Annotated in this window: 24 protein-coding genes; 19 read left to right on the top strand and 5 right to left on the bottom strand. The window is 55.7% G+C overall.

Going from position 1 to position 24,032, the window contains the following annotated elements:
• Window positions 1–45 precede the first annotated feature (45 nt).
• The 8 genes from HVY19_RS13110 (at window position 46) to HVY19_RS13075 (ending at window position 8,514) form a co-directional block, all read left to right on the top strand.
• Window positions 46–1,404, top strand: a complete 1,359-nt coding sequence (locus HVY19_RS13110; RefSeq protein WP_181681016.1) for an aromatic acid/H+ symport family MFS transporter — start codon at window positions 46–48, stop codon at window positions 1,402–1,404.
• Between the two features lie 11 nt (window positions 1,405–1,415).
• Entirely contained in the window at window positions 1,416–2,453 is a 1,038-nt protein-coding gene (gene gtdA, locus HVY19_RS13105) for a gentisate 1,2-dioxygenase (protein ID WP_181681015.1), read from the top strand.
• Between the two features lie 15 nt (window positions 2,454–2,468).
• A complete protein-coding gene (locus HVY19_RS13100; protein ID WP_181681014.1) occupies window positions 2,469–3,170 on the top strand; it encodes a fumarylacetoacetate hydrolase family protein in 702 nt (233 codons plus the stop codon).
• A gap of 8 nt (window positions 3,171–3,178) precedes the next feature.
• Window positions 3,179–3,823 (top strand): maleylacetoacetate isomerase, encoded by a 645-nt coding sequence (gene maiA / locus HVY19_RS13095; RefSeq protein WP_181681013.1) that lies wholly within the window; start codon window positions 3,179–3,181, stop codon window positions 3,821–3,823.
• A gap of 14 nt (window positions 3,824–3,837) precedes the next feature.
• Complete coding sequence (locus HVY19_RS13090) at window positions 3,838–5,031, top strand: 3-hydroxybenzoate 6-monooxygenase (RefSeq protein WP_181681012.1); 1,194 nt, start codon at window positions 3,838–3,840, stop codon at window positions 5,029–5,031.
• A 129-nt stretch (window positions 5,032–5,160) separates the two neighbouring features.
• Window positions 5,161–6,099 carry a tRNA dihydrouridine(16) synthase DusC gene (dusC, locus tag HVY19_RS13085; protein WP_181681011.1) on the top strand — a complete coding sequence of 313 codons (939 nt, stop codon included), beginning with the start codon at window positions 5,161–5,163 and terminating at the stop codon, window positions 6,097–6,099.
• A 145-nt stretch (window positions 6,100–6,244) separates the two neighbouring features.
• Complete coding sequence (mdtQ, locus tag HVY19_RS13080) at window positions 6,245–7,684, top strand: multidrug resistance outer membrane protein MdtQ (RefSeq protein ID WP_181681010.1); 1,440 nt, start codon at window positions 6,245–6,247, stop codon at window positions 7,682–7,684.
• A 68-nt stretch (window positions 7,685–7,752) separates the two neighbouring features.
• Entirely contained in the window at window positions 7,753–8,514 is a 762-nt protein-coding gene (locus HVY19_RS13075) for an SDR family oxidoreductase (protein ID WP_181681009.1), read from the top strand.
• A 14-nt stretch (window positions 8,515–8,528) separates the two neighbouring features.
• Here HVY19_RS13075 and HVY19_RS13070 read toward each other — a convergent pair whose 3' ends face one another.
• The gene (locus HVY19_RS13070) at window positions 8,529–9,104 is read right to left on the bottom strand and encodes a DedA family protein (RefSeq protein WP_181681008.1); all 576 of its coding nucleotides are present in this window, start codon (window positions 9,102–9,104) and stop codon (window positions 8,529–8,531) included.
• Window positions 9,105–9,264: 160 nt separating this feature from the next.
• Between HVY19_RS13070 and HVY19_RS13065 the strand changes: the two genes are divergently transcribed.
• Window positions 9,265–9,852 (top strand): Yip1 family protein, encoded by a 588-nt coding sequence (locus HVY19_RS13065; RefSeq protein WP_181681007.1) that lies wholly within the window; start codon window positions 9,265–9,267, stop codon window positions 9,850–9,852.
• Between the two features lie 168 nt (window positions 9,853–10,020).
• The gene (gene pbpG, locus HVY19_RS13060; protein ID WP_181681006.1) at window positions 10,021–10,935 is read left to right on the top strand and encodes a D-alanyl-D-alanine endopeptidase; all 915 of its coding nucleotides are present in this window, start codon (window positions 10,021–10,023) and stop codon (window positions 10,933–10,935) included.
• Window positions 10,936–11,042: 107 nt separating this feature from the next.
• Here pbpG and HVY19_RS13055 read toward each other — a convergent pair whose 3' ends face one another.
• Window positions 11,043–11,597, bottom strand: coding sequence for a GNAT family N-acetyltransferase (locus HVY19_RS13055; protein ID WP_181681005.1), 555 nt, complete (start codon window positions 11,595–11,597; stop codon window positions 11,043–11,045).
• An 86-nt stretch (window positions 11,598–11,683) separates the two neighbouring features.
• Window positions 11,684–13,429, bottom strand: coding sequence for a D-lactate dehydrogenase (dld, locus tag HVY19_RS13050; protein WP_181681004.1), 1,746 nt, complete (start codon window positions 13,427–13,429; stop codon window positions 11,684–11,686).
• A 189-nt stretch (window positions 13,430–13,618) separates the two neighbouring features.
• On the opposite strand from dld, the gene bglX reads away from it, so the two are divergent.
• From bglX to HVY19_RS13020, 6 genes are all read left to right on the top strand, one after another.
• Window positions 13,619–15,916, top strand: a complete 2,298-nt coding sequence (gene bglX / locus HVY19_RS13045) for a beta-glucosidase BglX (RefSeq protein WP_181681003.1) — start codon at window positions 13,619–13,621, stop codon at window positions 15,914–15,916.
• An 81-nt stretch (window positions 15,917–15,997) separates the two neighbouring features.
• A complete protein-coding gene (locus HVY19_RS13040) occupies window positions 15,998–16,159 on the top strand; it encodes a hypothetical protein (protein ID WP_249419080.1) in 162 nt (53 codons plus the stop codon).
• A gap of 82 nt (window positions 16,160–16,241) precedes the next feature.
• Window positions 16,242–17,159 (top strand): ABC transporter substrate-binding protein, encoded by a 918-nt coding sequence (locus HVY19_RS13035; protein WP_181681002.1) that lies wholly within the window; start codon window positions 16,242–16,244, stop codon window positions 17,157–17,159.
• A 24-nt stretch (window positions 17,160–17,183) separates the two neighbouring features.
• Window positions 17,184–18,341: an ABC transporter permease gene (locus tag HVY19_RS13030; RefSeq protein ID WP_181681001.1), complete on the top strand. Its 1,158-nt coding sequence runs from the start codon at window positions 17,184–17,186 to the stop codon at window positions 18,339–18,341.
• On the top strand, window positions 18,334–19,281 hold the full coding sequence (locus HVY19_RS13025; RefSeq protein ID WP_181681000.1) for an ABC transporter ATP-binding protein: 948 nt from the start codon (window positions 18,334–18,336) through the stop codon (window positions 19,279–19,281). The genes HVY19_RS13030 and HVY19_RS13025 overlap by 8 nt, the downstream gene beginning before the upstream one ends.
• Window positions 19,265–19,996 (top strand): ABC transporter permease, encoded by a 732-nt coding sequence (locus HVY19_RS13020; RefSeq protein ID WP_181680999.1) that lies wholly within the window; start codon window positions 19,265–19,267, stop codon window positions 19,994–19,996. Before HVY19_RS13025 ends, HVY19_RS13020 begins: the two co-directional genes overlap by 17 nt.
• Here the strand turns inward: HVY19_RS13020 and HVY19_RS13015 are convergent.
• On the bottom strand, window positions 19,977–20,084 hold the full coding sequence (locus tag HVY19_RS13015; RefSeq protein ID WP_181680998.1) for a protein YohO: 108 nt from the start codon (window positions 20,082–20,084) through the stop codon (window positions 19,977–19,979). The genes HVY19_RS13020 and HVY19_RS13015 overlap by 20 nt on opposite strands.
• Before the next feature lie 59 nt (window positions 20,085–20,143).
• On the bottom strand, window positions 20,144–20,875 hold the full coding sequence (gene mlrA / locus HVY19_RS13010; RefSeq protein WP_181680997.1) for an HTH-type transcriptional regulator MlrA: 732 nt from the start codon (window positions 20,873–20,875) through the stop codon (window positions 20,144–20,146).
• 222 nt (window positions 20,876–21,097) lie between these two features.
• Here mlrA and HVY19_RS13005 point away from each other — a divergent pair, with 222 nt between their 5' ends.
• From HVY19_RS13005 to HVY19_RS12995, 3 genes are read left to right on the top strand one after another with little or no spacing between them, the layout of a single operon-like run.
• Entirely contained in the window at window positions 21,098–22,783 is a 1,686-nt protein-coding gene (locus tag HVY19_RS13005; RefSeq protein ID WP_181680996.1) for a sensor histidine kinase, read from the top strand.
• Window positions 22,780–23,499, top strand: a complete 720-nt coding sequence (gene btsR / locus HVY19_RS13000) for a two-component system response regulator BtsR (RefSeq protein WP_181680995.1) — start codon at window positions 22,780–22,782, stop codon at window positions 23,497–23,499. Before HVY19_RS13005 ends, btsR begins: the two co-directional genes overlap by 4 nt.
• A gap of 46 nt (window positions 23,500–23,545) precedes the next feature.
• Window positions 23,546–24,016, top strand: a complete 471-nt coding sequence (locus HVY19_RS12995) for a DUF1456 family protein (RefSeq protein ID WP_181680994.1) — start codon at window positions 23,546–23,548, stop codon at window positions 24,014–24,016.
• Window positions 24,017–24,032 lie beyond the last annotated feature (16 nt).

Genomic DNA, 24,032 nt, shown 5'->3' with positions numbered 1-24,032 from the left:
AAAAACAAAAGAACCTCTTTCTCTCCCTGCACCGAGGCATTCACAATGATTCAACGACGTGAACTACAAGCGCTGATCGATGCTGCACCCGTCGGCAAGATCCACTGGCGGGTCATCATCTGCTGCTTTCTGGTGGTAATGCTCGACGGATTCGATACCGCCGCAATTGGATTTATCGCCCCGGATATTCGTACCCACTGGCAACTGACCGCCGGCGATCTGGCCCCGCTATTTGGTTCGGGGTTGCTGGGGCTGACGGCGGGCGCGCTGCTCTGTGGGCCGCTTTCGGACCGCTTTGGTCGCAAACGGGTCATTGAGCTTTGCGTATTCCTCTTCGGCGCGCTCAGCCTGCTGTCGGCATTCTCGCCGGATCTGCAAACGCTGGTTATTCTGCGCTTTCTGACCGGCCTCGGGCTGGGCGGCGCGATGCCCAATACCATTACCATGACCTCCGAATATCTGCCTGCGCGCCGTCGCGGCGCGCTGGTGACGCTCATGTTTTGCGGCTTTACGCTGGGTTCGGCAATGGGCGGGATTGTCAGCGCACAGTTGGTACCGACTATCGGCTGGCATGGGATTTTAGTGCTCGGCGGCGTGCTGCCCCTGATGCTGTTCTTCGTGCTGCTGGCCGTACTGCCGGAGTCGCCGCGCTGGCAGGTTCGTCGCCAGTTGCCGCAGGAGACCATTGCCAAAACGGTCAGCGCTATGACCGGGGAGCGCCACGACAACACTCATTTCTGGCTCAACGAAACCGCCGCCGTGGCAAAAGGCAGCATCCGCCAGCTTTTTGCCGGGCGTCAGTTGCCCATTACCCTCATGTTATGGGTGGTGTTCTTTATGAGTCTGTTAATTATCTATCTTCTCTCAAGCTGGATGCCGACGCTGCTGAACCATCGCGGTATTAACCTGCAACAGGCTTCCTGGGTCACTGCGGCCTTCCAGATCGGCGGAACGCTGGGCGCGCTGGCGCTGGGAGTGCTGATGGATAAGCACAACCCGTTCCGGGTGCTGGCCGTGAGCTATGCGCTGGGGGCGGTATGCATCGTCATGATTGGTCTGAGTGAAAACGGCCTTTGGCTGATGGCGCTGGCGATCTTCGGTACCGGCGTGGGTATCAGCGGATCCCAGGTTGGCCTGAACGCCTTAACCGCCACGCTTTATCCGACCCAAAGCCGCGCGACGGGCGTGAGCTGGGCTAATGCTATCGGCCGCTGCGGCGCGATTGTCGGCTCGCTTTCCGGCGGGGTGATGATGGCGATGAATTTCTCATTCGATACCCTGTTTTTCATTATCGCCGTGCCGGCGGCTATCAGCGCGGTAATGCTTACCCTGCTGACGGTTGCTGTCCGCCAGTCGGCCTCTGTCCCTGACACCCTGCCTCGTGCGGGCGTCGTGAACGAATAAGGAGAATCCCTATGTCTGAACACAATCAGGATGTTAAAAACAACCGTCAGCAGTTCTACCAGCATATTTCTGGTCAAAACCTGACGCCGCTGTGGGAATCGTTACACCACCTGGTGCCGCAAACGCCGAATGCGAACTGTGCTCCGGCGTACTGGAACTACCAGGAAATTCGCCCGCTGCTGCTGGAAAGCGGCAATCTGATTGGCGCGAAAGAGGCGGTACGCCGCGTGCTGGTGCTGGAAAACCCAATGCTGCGCGGCCAGTCGTCAATCACCTCGACGCTGTATGCGGGATTACAGCTGATCATGCCCGGCGAAGTGGCACCGAGCCATCGCCATAACCAGTCGGCCCTGCGCTTTATCGTTGAAGGGAAAGGGGCGTTCACGGCCGTTGACGGCGAGCGGACGCAGATGCATGAAGGCGATTTCATTCTGACCCCGCAATGGCAGTGGCACGATCACGGCAACCCGGGCAATGAACCGGTGGTCTGGCTGGACGGGCTGGATCTGCCGCTGGTCAACCTGCTGGGCTGTGGTTTTGCTGAGGATTACCCGGAAGATCAGCAGCCGGTGATGCGTAAAGAGGGCGATTACCTGCCGCGCTACGCCGCCAACATGCTGCCGGTGCGTCATCAGAAAGGGAATTCCTCACCGATTTTCAACTACCGCTACGACCGCAGCCGTGAAGCATTACATGACCTGATGCGCCTCGGCGACGCCGACGAGTGGGATGGCTACAAGATGCGCTACGTCAACCCGGTGACGGGTGGGTCTCCAATGCCGTCGATGGGTACCTTCCTGCAACTGCTGCCGAAAGGGTTTGCTTCGCGAGTGGCGCGCACTACCGACAGCACCATTTATCACGTGGTCGAAGGGGCCGGACAGGTCACCATCGGCAACGAGAGCTTCAATTTTTCAGCAAAAGATATCTTCGTGGTACCGACGTGGCACGGCGTGTCATTCAACACCACAGAAGAGACGGTGTTATTCAGTTTTTCAGACCGACCGGTACAGGAAGCCCTCGGGTTGTTCCGTGAAGCACGCTATTAATTTTGGGAGAGCGCAATGACTAAGTATGTTTTTGAACCACAGGCCCCCGTTACCGTACCGGTTGTGGGCAGCGACGAACAATTCCCGGTGCGCCGCGTTTATTGCGTAGGACGTAACTATGCCGCCCATGCCCGCGAAATGGGCTTCGATCCGGATCGCGAACCGCCGTTCTTCTTCTGTAAGCCGGCTGACGCGGTGGTCCCGGTGGCGGCGGGAGAGACGCTGGCGTTGCCGTACCCTTCGCAAACGGACAACTACCACTATGAAATTGAACTGGTGGTCGCCATTGGCAAGAAGGGCAGCGATATCCCACTGGAAAACGCCAATGAGTATATCTGGGGCTATGCGACCGGACTGGATATGACCCGCCGCGATCGCCAGATGGAGATGCGTCAGATGGGGCGTCCGTGGGAGACTGGCAAAGCGTTTGATCTCTCTGCGCCTATTGCGCCTCTGCATAAGGCGAGTGAGATCGCGGATATCATCAGCGCGCCCATCTGGTTGCAGGTCAATGGTGACGATCACCAGCGCAGCGATATTCGTCACCTGATTTGGTCTGTGAATGAAACAATCAGCTATCTGTCCGGATTCTTTGAACTGCAACCGGGCGACCTGATTTTCACCGGCACGCCGGAAGGGGTGGGAGCCGTGGTGAAAGGTGATGTGATCACCGGCGGCGTGGACGGGTTAACGCCAATCGCCGTGAAGATTGTCTGAGGTGATTTATGAAGCTGTACAGTTTTTTCAATAGCTCAGCCTCTTACCGCGTGCGCATCGCGCTGGCGCTGAAGGGTATCGACTACCAGACCGTGGGCGTCAATATTCGTATCGGCCAGCAAAACGAGCTGAGCTATCGACGGCTCAACCCGGTCGGACTGGTACCGACGTTAATCAATGATGATGGCGAAGCGCTGGGTCAGTCGCTGGCGATTATCGACTGGCTGGACCGGCATTTTCCGCAGTCGCGCCTGTTGCCTGCCAGCGATCCGCAGCGTTCACGGGTACTGGAAATCGTCTATGCCATCGCCTGTGACATTCATCCGGTCAATAACTTGCGGGTGTTGCGCTATCTGAGCGAAGAGTTAAAGGTCAGTGAAGAGGACAAAAAACGCTGGTATGCCCACTGGATCCAGCAGGGGTTAAGCGCAGTCGAACAACTGCTGCGTCAGAGCCAGTCAGCGGCATATTGCGTCGGGAATGCCCCAACGCTTGCCGACTGCTGCCTGATTCCGCAATGGGCGAATGCGCTCAGAATGGGGTGCGATCTGAGTGGGTATCCGCGCTGTAAAGCGGTCTACGACGCCTGCACACAGCTCCCGGCGTTTATCGCCGCTGCCCCGGAAAATCAACAAGATAAAATCTCAGCCTGAGAAGGAGAACGACAATGGCTAAAGTGACGAGCGCAATTATCGTCGGCGGCGGAATTGGCGGTGCAGCTACCGCGCTATCGCTGGCACGCCAGGGCATCAAAGTCATGCTGCTGGAAAAAGCACATGAGATCGGCGAGATTGGCGCGGGCATTCAGCTCGGCCCCAACGCCTTCTCTGCGCTGGACAGTCTCGGCGTCGGTGACGTCGCGCGCCAGCGTGCGGTGTTTACCGATCACATCACCATGATGGACGCGGTGAACGCAGAAGAAGTGGTATGCATTGAGACGGGACAGGCATTTCGCGACAAGTTCGGCGGCCCGTATGCGGTAATTCACCGCGTAGACATTCACGCCTCGGTCTGGGAAGCGGTGCAGGTCAACCCGAACGTGGAGTACCGAACCTCGACCACCATCGTTGATATTCGTGAAACGGCAGATGACGTCACGGTGTTTGATGAGCAGGGTAATAGCTGGACGGCGGATATTCTGGTCGGCTGCGACGGTGTGCGTTCCGTTGTGCGTCAGAGCCTGATTGGCGACGCGCCGCGCGTGACCGGCCACGTTGTGTATCGTGCGGTGATCGACTGTGACGATATGCCGCAGGATCTGCGCATCAACGCGCCGGTACTCTGGGCCGGTCCACATTGCCACCTGGTCCACTATCCGCTGCGCGGCGGCAAGCAGTACAACCTGGTTGTGACCTTCCACAGCCGTCAGCAGGAAGAGTGGGGCGTGAAGGACGGCAGCAAGGAGGAAGTGCTTTCGTATTTCGAAGGCATCCACCCGCGCCCGCGTCAGATGCTCGATAAGCCGACGACGTGGCGTCGCTGGTCAACGGCAGATCGCGAGCCGGTGGGCAAGTGGGGCACCGATCGCATCACCCTGGTCGGCGATGCCGCGCACCCGGTCGCGCAGTATATGGCGCAGGGTGCCTGTATGGCGCTGGAGGATGCGGTGACGCTGGGTAAAGCGCTGGCGCAATGCGACGGCGACGCGGCGAAAGCCTTTGCGTTGTATGAGTCTGTTCGCATTCCGCGTACCGCGCGTATTGTCTGGTCAACCCGCGAAATGGGCCGCCTTTATCACGCCGCTGGCGTGGAGCGTCAGGTTCGCAACCTGTTGTGGAAAGGCAAAACCCAGGCGGAGTTTTACCGCAGTATGGAATGGCTGTACGGCTGGAAAGAAGAAAACTGCCTTAAGCCGCGCTAAGTGACCGTTGCCGGAGGCTTGCAGGCCGGTTAAGGCGTTTACGCCGCCCTCCGGAACCTCACCCGCAAAAGGTTTTGCTAAGTTGAAAGAGGCGCTATGATAGCGCCTCTTTTTTTTGCGGGTCACAATATGCGTGTTTTACTGGCGCCGATGGAAGGTGTACTGGACTCACTGGTACGCGAACTTCTGACGGAAGTGAATGATTACGATCTCTGCATCACCGAATTTGTGCGCGTGGTGGATCAACTCCTGCCAGTAAAAGTGTTTCATCGACTCTGCCCGGAACTGCAGCACGGCAGTCGAACGCCGTCCGGCACCCTGGTGCGCGTACAGCTCTTAGGTCAGTATCCGCAGTGGCTGGCGGAAAACGCCGCCCGCGCGGTGGAACTGGGTTCTTATGGCGTGGACCTCAACTGTGGCTGTCCGTCAAAAATGGTCAACGGCAGCGGCGGTGGCGCGACCTTGCTGAAAGATCCTGAGCTTATCTATCAGGGTGCGAAAGCGATGCGCGAGGCGGTACCCGCACATTTACCGGTGACGGTGAAAATTCGTCTGGGCTGGGACAGCGGCGACAGGCAGTTCGAAATTGCCGATGCCGTCCAGCAGGCCGGCGCCAGCGAACTGGTGGTTCACGGGCGCACCAAAGAGCAGGGTTATAAAGCGGAGCATATCAACTGGCAGGCGATTGGCGAAATTCGCCAGCGCCTGACGATCCCGGTGATCGCCAACGGTGAAATCTGGGACTGGCAAAGCGCGCAGGAATGCATGGCCGTCAGCGGTTGCGATGCGGTAATGATCGGTCGCGGGGCGCTCAACATTCCTAACCTGAGTCGGGTGGTGAAATATAACGAACCGCGCCTCCCCTGGCCGGAAGTGGTAGCGCTCCTGCAGAAATATACCCGACTGGAAAAACAGGGCGATACCGGCCTTTACCACGTCGCGCGCATTAAGCAATGGTTGGGCTATTTACGCAAGGAATACGCCGAGGCCACGGATGTCTTTCAGGCAATCCGTGCACTGAACAATTCCCCGGACATTGCCCGCGCGATTCAGGCCATTACCATTTAATATCTTTGATGTTTTTATATTCACGGCCTGAATATTTTGCGGAATGTGACTTTTAATATCTAAAGATGTTTTGCCACGCGTACCTAAAAAACGCGGTACGACAAAGAGTAACCTCCGCACATCTTTTTTCATTCAGAACCTCTTCATGAATCGTGACTCTTTCTGCGCCGTGAAAGCGTGCTTTCCGTTCGTTGTTTTGCTGGCGGGGTGCGCCCCCATGCACGATACCCAGCACACGCTGGCTCAACAAATTCCCGTATCGCATCTGGAGACTTCGTTACCCGCCGCGTTAAAAAGCGGCTGGCCGGACAGCCACTGGTGGCAGGAATATCACGATCCCCAGTTGAATGGCTTAATTGACAGCGCGTTAGCCCATTCGCCTGATATGCAGGTGGCGCAGCAACGTATTCAACTGGCGGAAGCGCAGGCCAAAGCGGTAGAAGCGCAGGATGGACCACAGCTGGATTTTTCCGCCGACGTTGAGCGGCAGAAAATGTCCGCTGAAGGGCTGATGGGGCCTTTTGCACTTACCGACCCCGCAGCAGGGACCACCGGTCCCTGGTATACCAACGGCACGTTCGGCTTAACCGCCGGGTGGAACCTCGATTTATGGGGTAAAAATCGCGCGGAAGTGACAGCCAGAATCGGGGCGGTTCGGGCGCGGGAAGCGGAACTTGAACAAACCCGCCAGCTTCTGGCCAGCAGCGTTACACGGCTGTACTGGGAGTGGCAAACCCAGGCGTCGCTAAGCAAACTGCTAACGCAGATTGAGCAGGAGCAGAAAAATATTATCCATTCTGACCGCCAGCTCTATCAAAACGGGATCACCTCCTCCGTGGAAGGCGTTGAGACGGATATTGATGACAGCAAAACCCAGCAGCAGCTAAATGATGTCGCCGGCAAAATGAAGGTTATTGAAGCCCGCCTGAGCGCGTTAACCAACGCACAGTCGAGCTCACTGAAATTACATCCGGTGACGCTACCGAAGGTAGAAAGCCAGTTGCCGACGCAACTGGGCTATGACCTGCTGGCGCGCCGTGCGGATTTGCAAGCGGCGCACTGGTACATCGAATCTTCCCTGAGCAGCGTTGATGCCGCAAAAGCCGCGTTTTACCCGGACATTAACCTGATGGCTTTCCTGCAACAGGATGCTCTGCACTTAAGCGATCTGTTCCGCAGTTCCGCGCAGCAAATGGGGGTGACCGCCGGATTGACGTTACCGATCTTTGACAGCGGGAGGTTGAATGCCGGCCTGGATATTGCCCAGGCGCAGAGCAATCTTTCGATCGCGAATTACAACAAAGCGGTCGTCGATGCGGTGAACGATGTCGTGCGGACGGCCAGTCAGGTAGATACGCTGGAGCAGAAAAATCAGTACCAGCAACAGATCGAGCATGACGCACAGCGGGTGGTCACACTGGCGCAGGCGCGCTTTAACGCCGGAATAATCGCCGGTTCGCGGGTCAGTCAGGCGAAAATTCCTGCCCTGCGTGAACAAGGTAACGGCCTGATTTTACAGGGCCAATGGCTAGATGCGTCCATACAGCTCACCAGCGCCCTTGGCGGCGGATATCACCGTTCATGATTTTTTTCCGGGGAATTTGGGCTGAATTTCTATACTTAGGGTTCAGTCTGTTTCAACCGGAGGACATCATGGCTAAAGTGGCAATAGTGACGGCTTCTGATTCGGGTATCGGCAAAGAATGTGCGCTCCAGCTAGCGCTGGATGGATTTGATATCGGTATTACCTGGCATTCTGACGAGCAGGGCGCGCGTGAAACGGCAAAGGAAGCCATGCAATTCGGCGTCAGGGCGGAAACCATCCAGATGGACCTCAGCACGCTGCCGGAGGGGGCGAAACCTCTTGAGCAACTGATTGCGCGATTTGGTCGGATAGATGTGTTGGTGAACAACGCCGGGACCATGCACAAATCACCCGTTCTTGAGACGTCCTACGAAGACTGGCGAAAAGTCTTTACGGTTGATGTTGACGGCGCGTTTCTCTGTTCGCAAATCGCTGCCCGCCGGATGATCAAACAAGGGGAGGGGGGGCGAATCATTAACATCACTTCGGTGCATGAACATACGCCCCTGCCGGAAGCCAGCGCCTACACGGCGGCGAAACATGCGCTCGGCGGGTTGACCAAATCGCTGGCGGTTGAGCTAGTACAGCATAACATTCTGGTGAATTCCGTTGCCCCAGGGGCTATTGCGACACCGATGAATGACATGGATGACAGTGACGTTCAGCCAGGTTCGGAACCGTCAATACCGTTAAGGCGTCCTGGTGCTACGCGGGAAATTGCCAGTATGGTTGCATGGCTTTGTTCCGAAAACGCCAGCTACACCACCGGCCAGTCGCTGATCATTGACGGCGGCTTTATGCTGACTAATCCGCAGGTCAAACCCGAATAGCGCAGCCCTTCCGGCTACGCCTTATCTGCCTCTTTATGGCGGCGCCGCTTCAGCCACCAGCGCGCGCCGACCACAAGCACAAGCACCAGAATCAGCCAGAACCCATGTCGGAGGTGCTGATCGAGGCTCTCCAGCCAGGGGGCGATCATCTCGCCGCCGGCGTACCCTAGCGTAGTAAAGAGCAGCGCCCAGATCAGGGCGCCGAGGATATTCAGCGGAAAGAAGATCTTCGGCGGCAGGTGGCTGGCGCCAATCAGCAAAGGGCCAATCACCCGAAAGCCATACATAAAACGGGTGCCAATCACGAACAGATACGGGTGGCGTTGGATCATTTTCTGCGCCCGCCCGATTTGGTCCTGATGGCGGGAAAAGCGTTGCAGAAGTTTACCCCCGTAACGTTGCCCCAGCAGATACAAAAGCTGATCGCCAATCATACCGCCTAATGCGACGGCAGCTACAACCAGCGGAAACCTAAGCAAACCCTGATGAGCGGCAATACCGCCCAGCAGCGTAACCGTTTCGCCTTCAGCCATGCTTCCGATGACCAGCGCGGCGTAACCGTAGTGCGCTATAAGACTGTTGATATCCATACGACAGGATGCCCTCCATAAACTTAAGCATACACCTTATAAATCACTGTCGGCAGAAAAGGCGGCACTTCGCGGTGTTTATTCTACTGTACAGAAAATAATCGTCAGGCTGCATTATACTTGAAGTGTTAAGGTCCGGATCTGACTACAAGGGGGCGGTATGAACCATGTCTGGGGGCTTTTTTCCCATCCCGATCGTGAAATGCAGGTGATTAAGAGCGAAAACGAAACGGTTTCGCACCACTATACCCACCATGTGCTATTAATGGCGGCTATTCCGGTGATTTGCGCCTTTATCGGTACCACCCAAATCGGCTGGAATTTTGGCGACGGCAACGTGCTGAAGCTGTCTTTGTTGACCGGATTTGCGCTGGCGATTCTCTTCTATGCGGTCATGTTGACCGGTGTGGCGGTGATGGGGCGGGTGATCTGGTGGATGGCGCGTCATTATCCGCAGCGTCCGTCATTGACGCACTGTATGGTTTTTGCTGGATATGTGGCGACACCGCTGTTCCTTAGCGGGTTGGTTGCACTCTACCCACTGGTCTGGCTGTGCGCTTTTGTGGGGACCGTTGCGCTGTTTTATACCGGCTATCTGCTCTATCTGGGGATCCCAACGTTCCTGAATATCAATAAAGAGGAGGGGCTGAGCTTTTCCAGTTCGACGCTGGCAATAGGCGTGCTGGTACTGGAAGTGCTGCTGGCACTCACTGTTATTCTCTGGGGTTATGGATACCGCCTGTTCTGACGCTTGCGCTGCATTGCTGGTGTAAAATCCGGCAATGCAGCATTTCCTGACGATTCTCCTCTGGCGGCGAACTCGTTAGCTCGTTATGATTCTTTCGCTAGCTTGAGTAATTTCTTACTCTGGCGGTGCGTGTTCCCGCACGCGTGAATCATTTTCTGAAATCTCATCATGCTGAAATTCCGAGTTTCAATGTTAAGCCTGGCGCTTCTGCTGGCTGTGCCTTTTGCGCCGCAGGCGGCGACAAAAACGACGACAACTGCTTCGGCAGCGCAACCCGAAATTGCCTCCGGCAGTGCGATGATTGTCGATCTGAACACCAATAAGGTGATCTATTCCAACCATCCGGATCTGGTGCGTCCGATTGCGTCGATAACCAAATTAATGACGGCGATGGTGGTGCTTGATGCACGACTGCCGCTGGATGAAAAGCTGAAAGTAGATATCAGCCAGACGCCAGAGATGAAAGGGATCTATTCTCGTGTGCGCCTGAACAGTGAAATCAGTCGTAAGAATATGCTGCTGCTGGCGCTTATGTCGTCGGAAAACCGCGCGGCGGCGAGTCTGGCGCATCATTATCCCGGCGGCTATAACGCCTTTATTAAGGCCATGAATGCGAAGGCTAAAGCCCTGGGGATGACCCAGACGCGTTTTGTCGAGCCGACCGGATTGTCGATTCACAACGTTTCAACTGCACGTGATCTCACCAAACTGCTGATTGCCAGCAAACAGTATCCGCTGATCGGCCAGTTGAGCACCACGCGTGAAGATATGGCGACGTTTGCGAATCCGGCCTACACGCTGCCGTTCCGCAATACCAACCATCTGGTGTATCGCGATAACTGGAATATTCAGCTCACCAAAACCGGTTTTACCAACGCGGCCGGGCATTGTCTGGTGATGCGCACGGTGATCAATGGCAAACCGGTGGCGCTGGTGGTGATGGATGCCTTTGGGAAATACACTCACTTTGCCGATGCCAGCCGGTTACGCACCTGGATTGAAACCGGGAAAGTGATGCCGGTGCCGGCCGCGGCGTTGAGTTACAAAAAGCAGAAAGCGGCACAGATGGCGCAAAACGATTAATCGCCTAAAAAAGCCTGTGAGATGTGCGCGTAGGCCGGATAAGGCGTTACGCCGCCATCCGGCAGGCGTGATTTGCCCGATGGCGCTGTGCCTGTCGGGCTTTTCGACTACTCAGGCAGCGTCCAGTCGCCATCATTGAGGGGGCGCTGCATGATCAACGTATCCCGCCAGTCGCCTTTTTTATAGCCCACGCTACGTAACTGCCCGGCAATTTCAAAGCCAAACTTTTTGTGTAAGCGCAGCGAGCCGGGATTGTTGTGACCATCGCCTATTACCGCCACCATCTGCCGCCACGGCCCTTCTTCACAACGCGTCAACAACGTTTGCATCAGCTTGCTGCCGATGCCGTGGCCGGTCATGCTGGCGTCGACGTAAATCGACTCTTCGAGGGTAAAACGGTAGGCCGGGCGAGGACGATACTGCGTCGCATAGCAGTAGCCCACAATCACCCCGCGATAGAGCGCCACCAGCCACGGAAGTCCAAATTGCGCGACCTTGCGCATGCGCTGACGCATTTCTTCCACCGTGGGAGGCGTTTCTTCAAATGAGGCACGACCGTTCAACACGTGCCAGGCATACAGAGAAGAAATCGCTTCTACGTCATCAGGGAGTGCGTCCCGCACTACAATATCATTGTCGGTTAACGTATCGGCAGCGGACATGGCTCTCACCTTAGCGATAAAAAGCCGGAGTTAAAACTCCGGCACATGTCATTACTTTTGCACGATATTTCACAGAAATCCAGCGTTCAGCCGTTTCCGACTTCCTGACTTTTCTCTGCAGCGGGCGCTTTCCAGAATTTCTGCTTACTGGTCTTGCCAATACCGGGATTCATACTGTTGGTCGGGTCATTTTCGCGATAAAAACGGGCTAATGCCTCAGGGGCTTCGTAGAGATGTCCCACGTTGTGTTCCGCCGGGTACTGCGCGCCGCGCTGACGCAGGAGCTCCAGCATCTGCGCTTTCAGTGCATGCGCATCCACCCCTTTTTTCACGATGTAATCCTGATGAAAGACGTAGCACATAAAGTGGCCGTAATAGAGCTTATGCACCAGTTGGCTGTCGATCTCCGGCGGCAGATGTTCAAACCATTCGGTATCGTTGCGACGCAGGGCAATGTCCAGAGCCAGAATATCTTCAACCTCGTCGGCATGGACAGCCTGATAGCGAATGGCCGCACCGGCCGCGGCGAAACGGTGCAGAAACGCTTTGCTGCCTTCTTCTGGCGTACAGGCAAAGAAATCACCCTCGACGGTTTTAAAGAATTCCGTCAGCCAGTTTTGCGCTTCGGCAACGCCATCGCCCGCCATTTTTAACAGCAGATGATGTTCGTATTTATCGCGCCAGCTTTTCATGCGCGGCGGCAAATGGCTGGGGAACAGATGACCAAACTTTTGCATCGCGCGGTCGGTAAAGTGCGGTCGGAAGAATTTCACCTTCTCCAGCATCGCGTCAGTACGACCTTTCAGGGTAAAGAAGAACGGCATTTTGTCGGTGCCGAGCTTGTCGATCATCAGGAAGGTATCTTTGCCATACTGTTCCGCGATGTCGTAAATGTCGCGGTGCATATATTCTCCGGCGACCGGCAGATTCTCGAAATTAGCCAGAATGTGACGGCGAATTTCGGTCAACACATCAGGTTGATTCGTGCCGATGTAAAAGACCTGCTGATTCTTTTCTGCGACAAAGGTATCCAGACGCACGGCAAATACTGCAAGTTTCCCGGCACAGCCGGAGGATTCAAACAGGCGATCCGGGTCGGCGTTATAGCGAGCAGGGGTGTCGGCATCGATGTCGCGCACGCGAGTCACATAGTCATGATCGTGTGCGTGGCGTCCGTCGTAACGCACGTTTTCTTCTTTAATGCGTTCGTCATCAAGCTGGCTCAGGATCTGCTCCGGCGTCTGCCCCAGATCGATGCCCAGATGGTTAACCAGCGTCAGTTTGCCGTTTTCATCGATGCGGGCGAACAGCGACATTTCAGTGTAAGCCGGACCGCGCTGCACTAGCGAACCGCCGGAGTTGTTGCAGATCCCACCAATGACTGATGCGCCAATGCAGGAAGAGCCAATCACCGAGTGCGGTTCACGCCCCAGCGGTTTCAGTGCTTTTTCCAGTGCGTACAGCGTGGTGCCGGGGTAGGCCAGCACCTGTTCGCCATTGCCCAGCACGTGCAATTTATCGAGACGCAGGGTGCTGATAATGACGATATCACGATCGTAGTCATTGCCGTTTGGCGTTGAGCCTTCAGTGAGTCCGGTGTTAGCGGCCTGCATCAGAATGATTTTATCGGCGTTGACACAGGCATTCAGCACGCGCCAGAGTTCCAGCAGCGAACCGGGAAACACCACCGCCAGCGCGTCGCCCTGACCGGAACGAAAGCCCTTGCGATAGCGGGCGGTTTTCGCCGGATCGGTCAGCAGGTGAGAGTGACCAACCAGGCGCGACAGTTCGTTAATTAATCTATTGTTATCATCAGTTCGAACAGAAGACATCTTCCACTCCTTGTGGTGGGGCAAATTTCTCGCTGTAAAGCATAGCGCGATTAACTGTTAAGCGGGTTAGTATTCATGAGAAAAATCAGAGAATAACCCTGCAAGGGACAGAGGGTTTATGGCACACTGCGCTTTTCACTCGGTTTGGCCGAGATCGTCCATCGGTTTTTGATGAGAGAGTAATACGACATGAAATGGCTTTGTTCTGTAGCTGTCGCCGTCAGCCTGGCGCTGCAACCTGCTCTGGCAGAGGATTTGTTTGGCGATCACCCGCTGACGCCGGAAGCACGGGATGCTTTTGTCACCCAGTTGCTCACGAAAATGACCGTTGACGAAAAGATTGGTCAGCTGCGCTTAATCAGCGTGGGTCCGGATAACCCGAAAGAGGCGATCCGCGAGATGATCAAAGACGGGCAGGTCGGGGCAATTTTTAATACCGTCACACGTCAGGATATCCGCAAAATGCAGGATCAGGTGATGGAACTCAGCCGCCTGAAAATTCCTCTCTTTTTTGCCTATGATGTGCTGCACGGCCAGCGTACCGTTTTCCCGATTAGCCTCGGTCTGGCATCGTCTTTTAACCTTGAAGCCGTGAAAACCGTCGGGCGCATTTCCGCGTATGAAGCGGCAGACGATGGCCTGAACATGACCTGGGCGCCAATGGTCGACGTCTCGCGCGATCCGCGCTGGGGACGTGCGTCGGAAGGTTTCGGTGAAGATACGTTTTTAACGGCCACGATGGGGAAAACCATGGTGGAAGCGATGCAGGGTAAAAGCCCGGCGGATCGCTACTCGGTCATGACCAGCGTCAAGCACTTCGCGGCCTATGGCGCGGTGGAAGGCGGGAAAGAGTACAACACCGTGGATATGAGCCCCCAGCGCCTGTTTAACGACTATATGCCGCCGTACAAAGCGGGTCTGGATGCGGGCAGCGGCGCGGTAATGGTCGCGTTGAACTCCCTGAACGGCACTCCGGCAACCTCAGATTCGTGGCTGCTGAAAGAGGTCCTGCGCGACGAATGGGGCTTTAAAGGCATCACCGTTTCTGACCACGGTGCAATCAAAGAGCTGATCAAACACGGCACCGCCGCCGACCCGGAAGACGCAGTGCGCGTGGCGCTCAAGTCCGGCATCAACATGAGTATGAGCGACGAGTATTACAGCAAATACCTGCCGGGACTGGTGAAGAGCGGCAAGGTGACGATGGCGGAACTGGACGATGCCGCGCGTCACGTGCTGAACGTGAAATATGACATGGGATTGTTTAACGATCCGTACAGCCACCTGGGGCCGAAGGACTCTGATCCGGTGGACACCAACGCCGAAAGTCGTCTGCATCGTAAAGAAGCGCGTGACGTGGCGCGTGAAAGCCTCGTGCTGCTGAAAAATCGCCTGGAAACACTTCCGCTGAAGAAGTCCGGCACCCTTGCCGTCGTTGGCCCGCTAGCCGACAGCAAGCGTGACGTGATGGGAAGCTGGTCGGCGGCGGGCGTTGCCGATCAGTCCGTGACCGTGCTGACCGGCATTAAAAATGCCCTCGGAGCCAACGGTAAGGTGGTTTACGCCAAAGGCGCAAACGTCACCAATGATAAAGACATTGTCACCTTCCTCAATCAGTACGAAGAAGCGGTGAAGGTCGATCCGCGTTCGGCTAAAGAGATGATTGATGAAGCGGTAAACGCGGCGAAGCAGTCTGACGTGGTGGTTGCCGTAGTGGGCGAGGCCCAGGGTATGGCACACGAAGCCTCCAGCCGTACCGACATTACCTTGCCACAAAGCCAGCGCGATCTGATTGCGGCGCTGAAGGCGACCGGCAAGCCGCTGGTGCTGGTGCTGATGAACGGACGTCCGCTGGCGCTGGTGAAAGAAGATCAGCAGGCCGATGCGATTCTTGAAACCTGGTTCGCCGGTACGGAAGGCGGTAACGCCATTGCTGATGTGCTGTTTGGCGACTACAACCCGTCAGGCAAACTGCCGATGTCCTTCCCGCGCTCGGTCGGGCAGATCCCGGTGTACTACAGCCATCTCAATACGGGCCGTCCGTACAATGCCGACAAGCCGAACAAGTACACCTCGCGCTATTTTGACGAAGCCAATGGTCCGCTGTATCCGTTTGGCTATGGCTTAAGCTACACCACGTTTAACGTTTCTGACGTGACGCTGTCTGCGCCAACCATGAAGCGTGTCGGTAGCGTGACGGCAAGTGTAGACGTGACCAACACAGGCAAGCGCGCCGGCGAGACGGTGATTCAACTGTACGTGCAGGATGTCACGGCCTCCATGAGCCGTCCGGTGAAAGAGCTGAAGGGTTTCAAAAAGGTCAACCTGAAGCCGGGTGAAACGCAGACTGTCAGTTTCCCGATTGACGTTGAAGCGCTGAAATTCTGGAATCAGAAGATGAAGTTCGATGCTGAACCCGGCAAGTTCAACGTCTTCATTGGCGTCGATTCTGCCCGCGTGAAGCAGGGGACGTTTGAGCTACTGTAATTGTTGACTGCCGGATGGCGGCTGCGCCTTATCAGGCCTACCGATCGATGTAGGCCTGATAAGCGTAGCGCCATCAGGAAAGTGGGTAAAATTTCTCTCCATGTGAGCAATTTTGTCGGGCCGATGATCGTCACCGTCTGCGTTGCGCCACTGGGCGTGGAGGGGACGCTGTGGGTCATCGCGATGCTCTATTTTGCTGCCAGTCTATTGACCGTCCCGTTACAACTGCCGCGAAAAAACTGAAATGGCAGGTTAAATGTATACATTTCGTCTATGCTTTTTTCTCAAGTTGCTGATAAAGTCGGCAAAATAATGAGGAAAGCATATGACAGTCTCAAAAATCTGGGCAGGTTCACTGGCGCTGCTTGCGGCGGCGAGCTTTCCCCTGCAGGCAGCGTCGCCGGTGAAAGTCGGTTCGAAAATCGACACCGAGGGTGCGCTGCTCGGTAACATCATTTTGCAGGTTCTGGAAAGCCACGGCGTCAAAACGGTCAATAAAGTTCAGCTTGGCACCACGCCAGTGGTCCGCGGCGCGATTACCTCTGGTGAGCTGGATATTTATCCGGAATACACCGGCAACGGCGCTTTCTTTTTCAAAGAGGAAAACGACCCGGCGTGGAAGAACGCGCAGCAGGGCTTTGAAAAGGTCAAGAAACTCGACGCAGAACAGAACAAACTGGTCTGGCTGACCCCTGCGCCTGCCAATAACACCTGGACTATTGCGGTGCGTAGCGATGTCGCCGAAAAAAATAAGCTGACCTCACTGGCCGATCTAGGCCCGTATTTGAAAGCGGGTGGCAGCTTCAAACTGGCCGCTTCGGCGGAGTTTATCGAGCGCGCTGACGCGTTGCCGGCCTTTGAAAAAGCTTATGATTTCAAACTCAGCCAGGATCAGCTCCTGTCGCTCGCGGGGGGCGATACTGCGGTCACCATTAAGGCGGCGGCGCAGCAAACGTCCGGTGTAAATGCGGCGATGGCTTACGGAACGGACGGCCCGGTTGCCGCGTTGGGCCTGCAAACTCTGAGCGACCCGAAGGGTGTTCAGCCGATTTATGCACCCGCACCGGTGGTGCGCGAAGCCGTGTTAAAAGAGTATCCGCAGATGGCGGAGTGGCTACAGCCGGTGTTTGCCAGCCTCGATGAAAAAACGCTGCAACAGCTTAATGCCAGTATTGCCGTTGAGGGACTGGATGCCAAAAAAGTCGCCGCTGACTATCTGAAGCAAAAAGGATGGGTGAAATAAAAGGATGAAATAAGGCGAAGTGACGTGTCGAATGTGAGTGTTAATCGCGTTCTGCTGCTGCTCTTTCTTCTGACAGCAGTCGCAGTGGCGTTACCCTTTGTGAACTTTGCCCCCAACCGGCTGATCTCGGGTGAGGGGCGTCAACTTTGGGCGATCTGGCCGCAAGCGGTGTGGGTGTTAACGGGGGCGGGTTGCGCCTTGTTAACCCTGTGCTTTGTGCCCGGGAAAAAGGGCGCAGTCTGTACGCTCCTTCTGGCAGAGTTATTGGTGATACTGATGCTCTGGGGGGCAGGCAAGGCGGCGACAGATTTGGCTGTTTCTTCGACGCCTCTAGCGCGAACCAGTCTGGGCAGCGGCCTGTGGCTTGGTCTGGCGCTGGCGCTGCTCGCCTGTAGCGACGCGATACGTCGTATCACTGGTCATCCGCTGTGGCGCTGGCTGTTGCATATTCAGATTGCCATTGTTCCTCTGCTGCTCCTTTCCGCCGGTAATTTCGACGATCTTTCGTTGCTCAAAGAATATGCCAACCGTCAGGACGTCTTTGACGATGCGCTGGCGCAGCATCTCAGGCTGCTGTTTGGCACCGTTGTGCCGGCGCTGGCGATAGGCGTACCGCTCGGCATCTGGTGTTATTTCTCAACGTCGCGACAAGGTCCCGTGTTTACCCTGCTGAATGTGATCCAAACCATACCTTCGGTGGCGCTGTTTGGCCTGTTAATCGCCCCTCTTGCCGGACTGGTGAAGGCTTTTCCATGGTTAAGCTCATTTGGCGTGGCCGGAACGGGGATGACGCCAGCGCTCATCGCCCTGGTCCTTTACGCGCTTTTGCCCCTGGTACGTGGCGTGGTCGCCGGACTTAATCAGGTCCCGCGTGACGTTCTGGAAAGCGCCAGAGCAATGGGCATGAGTACCGCTCAGCGTTTTCTCCATGTTCAGCTCCCGCTGGCGCTGCCCGTCTTCCTGCGCAGCCTGCGGGTGGTGATGGTACAAACGGTCGGCATGGCGGTGATTGCGGCGCTTATCGGGGCTGGCGGCTTTGGCGCACTGGTTTTTCAGGGCTTACTCAGTAGCGCTTTAGATTTAGTTCTGCTGGGCGTGATACCGGTGATCGTGCTGGCGGTGCTGATTGATGCGCTCTTTGACTTAGTGATTGCACTACTAAAGGTGACTAACCATGATTGAATTTCGCCAGGTGAGTAAAACCTTTGGTGCGCAGAGGGCGGTAGACGATCTCAATCTGAACCTCAAAGAAGGGAGTTTTTCGGTGCTGATAGGCACCTCCGGCTCGGGGAAATCCACGACGCTGAAAATGATTAACCGCCTGGTTGAACATGACAGCGGCACGATCCGCTTCGCCGGAGAGGAGATCCGTAGCCTGCCGGTGCTGGAACTTCGCCGCCGAATGGGGTACGCCATTCAGTCGATTGGCCTGTTTCCTCACTGGACGGTAGCGCAAAACATCGCCACCGTACCGAAGCTGCTGAAGTGGTCGCGGACAAAAATCGATGAACGGGTGGATGAATTAATGGCGTTGTTGGGGCTGGAGCCTGGGCAGCGTGAACGTTATCCACACCAGCTTTCCGGTGGGCAGCAGCAGCGGGTAGGCGTGGCGCGTGCGCTTGCTGCCGATCCGCAGGTGCTGCTCATGGATGAACCGTTTGGTGCGCTGGACCCCGTCACGCGGGGGGCGTTACAACAGGAGATGACCCGCATCCATCGACTGCTTGGTCGCACAATCGTGCTGGTGACGCACGACATCGACGAGGCGCTACGTCTTGCGGAGCATCTGGTGCTGATGGACGGGGGAAAGGTCATTCAGCAGGGAACGCCGCTTCAAATGCTGACCGCGCCAGCGAATGACTTTGTACAGCAATTTTTTGGTCGTAGCGAACTTGGCGTGCGACTGCTTTCGCTGCGAAGCGTCGCAGACTATGTACGGCGCGATGAGCGAATTGAAGGCGAAGCCCTGCTGGAGGAGATGACACTACGCGATGCGCTGTCGGTTTTTGTGGCACGTGGCTGCAACGTATTACCGGTGGCGAATAAACAAGGGGAAGCCTGCGGCACGCTGCATTTTCAGGATCTTCTGGCGGAGGCGCTGGCGCATGAAACGACTGCGTGATCCGCTACTCTGGCTGATAGTATTTTTCCTGCTGATTTTGCTGGGCTTACCCCACAGTCAGGCGCTTTTTGCCAGCCTGTTTCCCGATCTGCCGCGCCCGGTCTATCAGCAAGAGAGTTTTATCAGGCTCGCGATTGCCCATTTTTGGTTGGTTGGCGTATCGAGTCTGATCGCCGTGGTGATTGGAGTCGGCGCGGGGATCGTGGTGACGCGCCCCTGGGGGACGGAGTTTCGACCGCTGGTGGAGACGATTGCCGCCGTGGGACAAACTTTTCCGCCCGTCGCTGTGCTGGCCATTGCGGTACCGGTAATGGGGTTTGGCTCTCAGCCGGCTATTATCGCGCTGCTCCTGTACGGCATATTGCCGATTCTTCAGGCCACGCTGGCGGGGTTAGGGGCGATTTCACCCGGCGTGAAAGAGGTCGCCAGCGGCATGGGAATGAGTCATGGACAGCGACTGCGAAGTGTTGAACTGCCGCTGGCGGCACCGGTAATACTCGCGGGGATCCGCACCTCGGTGATTATTAATATCGGCACCGCCACCATTGCGTCAACAGTGGGGGCCAGTACCCTCGGGACACCGATTATTATCGGGCTGAGCGGGTTTAATACCGCCTATGTGATCCAGGGGGCTGTACTGGTGGCGCTGGCGGCGATCGTCGTTGACCGCCTGTTCGAACGCCTGGCCGGGTATTTTATCCGGCACGCAAAATGAAGGTATAGCCTGCGAGCATCACACCGCCAATGCCGCCGATGGCCATCAATACAAACAGGGTAATCACACCGATTTTCGCTGCGCTCATTATGTGCTCCTTATGTTAACAGGGAGATTATACAGAGAAGCGCTGCTGTTAATGAATCTTTAAATGCCCAGCGGGAAAATATCGCGCCCTTCAGCGCGCCAGGTCGTAAGCTGCTGCTGTTGCGCCGGCGTCTGATTCTCGCCGCACCACACCAGTAACGTTCGCCCTTCGAACAATTCCGGGCGGAACTGGTTAAGCGAATGCGCCATCACATCAACGCGCCAACCTTGCTGGCTGGCGACCCATCCCTCGAGCCATAAACGGGTGGTGTCATGAATATTCCAGCCCACCACCAGCGCATCTTTTCCCTGCTTCTTGCGCGCCGAGGCGAGGCAAATTGCAATGTAGTTAATTAATACGCCGTCAAGAATGCCTAACAGCGCCTGTAGGGTGGGCTGCTGGCACTGTAAGCGTCTGCGTAACGGAATAAACAGGTGGGTAGTCAGCGTTTGCGCCGGGTAATCCTGACCGCGTTCTTTAAGCCAGCTTCTGAGGCTGTGAAGATTGTTGTTTTGCAGGAAATGCAGCAGGGTTTCCTGCTGTTCCCGCCAACCGTTATGCAGGTCCGGGTTATCATTGCTCAGCAATATTTTGACTTTACTGACCTGTACACCGTTTTCGATCCAGCGCTTGATCTCGCGGATCCTGTCGATATCCGAATCGTTAAACAGGCGGTGACCACCGTCCGTTCGCTGTGGTTTCAATAATCCATAACGCCGCTGCCACGCGCGAAGCGTGACAGGGTTAATATCACAAAGCAAAGCCACTTCACCTATGGTGTAAAGCGCCATCTTTTTATCCCTGCTCGCGAAGCCCCATTTTAACTTTAGTCGCTCTTTTTCGAACCAGGTAGTTTTGTCTGTTTTTTAATCAGGAGAAGGGTGATATTGTGGGCGCGCGGTGATTTTTGAGTGATCGCCCTCACGAATTCATCTTTTTTTGCAGCAGTTCAAAGAAAGAAAAATACAGGCGATGTATGTTACGCCGACTTAATTGAAGTGTGGTCTACGGGTATGTACGAGTTTAATCTGGTGTTGCTGCTGCTTCAGCAGATGTGCGTGTTTTTGGTGATCGCATGGCTGATGAGCAAAACGCGCTTATTCATACCTTTAATGCAAGTGACCGTCCGGTTACCTCACAAGCTCCTGTGCTACGTCACCTTTTCCATTTTCTGCATTCTTGGCACCTATTTTGGCCTGCATATTGACGATTCCATCGCCAACACCCGTGCGATTGGTGCGGTGATGGGCGGGCTGTTAGGTGGGCCAGTCGTCGGCGGGTTGGTCGGTTTAACCGGGGGGTTACACCGATACTCAATGGGGGGAATGACCGCCCTAAGCTGCATGATTTCAACCATAGTCGAAGGACTGTTGGGCGGACTGGTGCATAGTGTACTGACGCGACGGGGACGTACCGACAAAGTCTTTAATCCGCTGACGGCGGGGGCGATTACGTTTGTCGCCGAGATGGTGCAAATGCTGATCATTTTGCTGATCGCCCGACCGTTCGATGATGCGTATCGGCTGGTCAGTAATATCGCCGCGCCCATGATGGTGACTAATACCGTCGGGGCGGCACTCTTTATGCGTATCTTGCTCGACAAGCGCGCAATGTTCGAAAAGTACACATCTGCTTTTTCTGCCACCGCGTTGAAGGTCGCGGCCTCGACCGAGGGGATCCTGCGGCAGGGATTCAATGAAGTGAACAGCATGAAGGTCGCACAGGTCCTGTATAAGGAGCTCGACATTGGCGCCGTGGCGATCACCGATCGCGAAAAGCTGCTGGCCTTTACCGGCATTGGCGATGACCATCATCTGCCGGGCAGGCCGATCTCCTCCTCCTATACCCTGCGGGCGATCGAGACGGGCGAGGTGGTGTACGCCGACGGTAACGAAGTGCCGTACCGCTGTTCGCTGCATCCGCAGTGTAAGCTCGGTTCGACGCTGGTCATTCCCCTGCGGGGTGAAAACCAGCGTGTCATGGGCACCATCAAACTGTATGAAGCCAAAAACCGCCTGTTCAGCTCTATTAACAGAACCTTGGGCGAGGGGATTGCGCAATTACTTTCGGCACAAATTCTGGCTGGGCAGTATGAGCGCCAGAAAGCGATGCTCACCCAGTCGGAAATCAAGCTGCTGCACGCGCAGGTGAACCCGCACTTTCTGTTTAATGCGCTCAATACCATTAAGGCCGTGGTGCGGCGCGACAGCGAACAGGCGGGACAACTGGTGCAGTACCTTTCAACCTTCTTTCGCAAGAACCTGAAGCGTCCGTCGGAGATTGTGACGCTGGCCGATGAGATTGAGCACGTCAACGCCTATCTGCAAATTGAGAAGGCGCGATTTCAGTCGCGGTTGCAGGTGAATTTAACGGTACCGGACGCGCTAGCGCATCAGCAGTTGCCGGCGTTTACGCTCCAGCCAATAGTCGAAAATGCCATTAAACACGGAACGTCACAGCTGCTGGGTACCGGTGAAGTGTCGATTACCGCCCACCAGGAAGGGCAACACCTGATGCTGGATATTGAAGATAACGCCGGGTTATATCAGCCCGCCCACAATGCCAGCGGCTTAGGCATGAGCCTGGTTGATAAACGCCTGCGTGAGCGGTTCGGCGATGATTATGGCATCAGCGTGGTCTGTGAACCCGATTGCTTTACCCGAATAACGCTACGACTTCCCATGGAGGAGAACGTATGATCAAAGTGCTTATTGTGGATGATGAGCCGTTAGCGCGTGAAAATTTGCGGATCCTGTTACAGGAGCAAAGCGATATTGAGATCGTAGGGGAGTGTGCTAACGCCGTTGAGGCGATTGGCGCGGTGCATAAACTGCGTCCGGATGTGCTGTTTCTCGATATCCAGATGCCGCGCATTAGCGGCCTTGAGATGGTCGGAATGCTTGATCCGGAACATCGTCCCTATATTGTCTTTCTTACTGCCTTTGACGAATACGCCATCAAAGCGTTTGAAGAGCACGCCTTTGATTATCTGCTGAAGCCCATTGAGGAGGCGCGGCTGGAGAAAACTCTGAGCCGCCTGCGCCAGGAGCGCAGCAAGCAGGATGTCTCGCTGTTGCCGGAAAACCAACAGGGGCTGAAGTTCATTCCCTGTACCGGACACAGCCGGATTTACCTGTTGCAAATGGACGATGTGGCTTTCGTTAGTAGCCGTATGAGTGGCGTCTATGTGACCAGCAGCGAGGGTAAAGAGGGCTTCACCGAACTGACGCTCAGAACCCTGGAGAGCCGCACGCCGCTTCTGCGTTGTCACCGGCAGTATCTGGTCAATTTGGCCCATTTGCAGGAAATTCGTCTGGAAGATAACGGTCAGGCGGAGTTGATTATGCGTAACGGCTTAACGGTTCCGGTCAGCCGTCGCTATTTGAAAAGTTTGAAAGAGGCGATTGGTCTGTAAAGCTGCTACACTGCGCGCCATTGCATCACCGACAGTTGAAGGCTCTATGCTTAGTAATGATATTCTTCGTAGCCTGCGCTACACCCTGAAAGTAAATAATAACGATATGGTGCGCATTCTTGCACTGGCTGATATGGAATCCACATCAGCAAATTTCGACCTCTGGATGACCAAAGAAGATGAAGAAGGCTTTGTTCGCTGCCCGGATATTATCCTGTCTGGTTTCCTGAACGGTCTTATCTATGATAAGCGCGGCAAAGATGACTCTGCGCCTGAGCTGGCGCTTGAACGTCGGGTGAACAACAATACGGTGCTGAAAAAGCTGCGTATCGCGTTTTCGCTGAAAACTGACGATATTCTGGCGATCATGGCTGAGCAGACCATCCGCGTGTCGATGCCAGAAATCACCGCCATGATGCGCTCGCCGGACCACAAAAATTACCGCGAGTGCGGGGACCAGTTCATGCGCTATTTCCTGCGCGGCTTGACGGCCAGAGAGCACGCAAAGAAGGCATAAAAAAGCCGGAGATAAT

It is taken from the genome of Citrobacter sp. RHB25-C09, assembly GCF_013836145.1.
Classification (GTDB): Bacteria; Pseudomonadota; Gammaproteobacteria; order Enterobacterales; family Enterobacteriaceae; genus Citrobacter_A.
The sequence above is the reverse complement of the archived record's forward strand: the minus strand, read 5'-3'. Positions and strand labels throughout refer to the sequence as shown.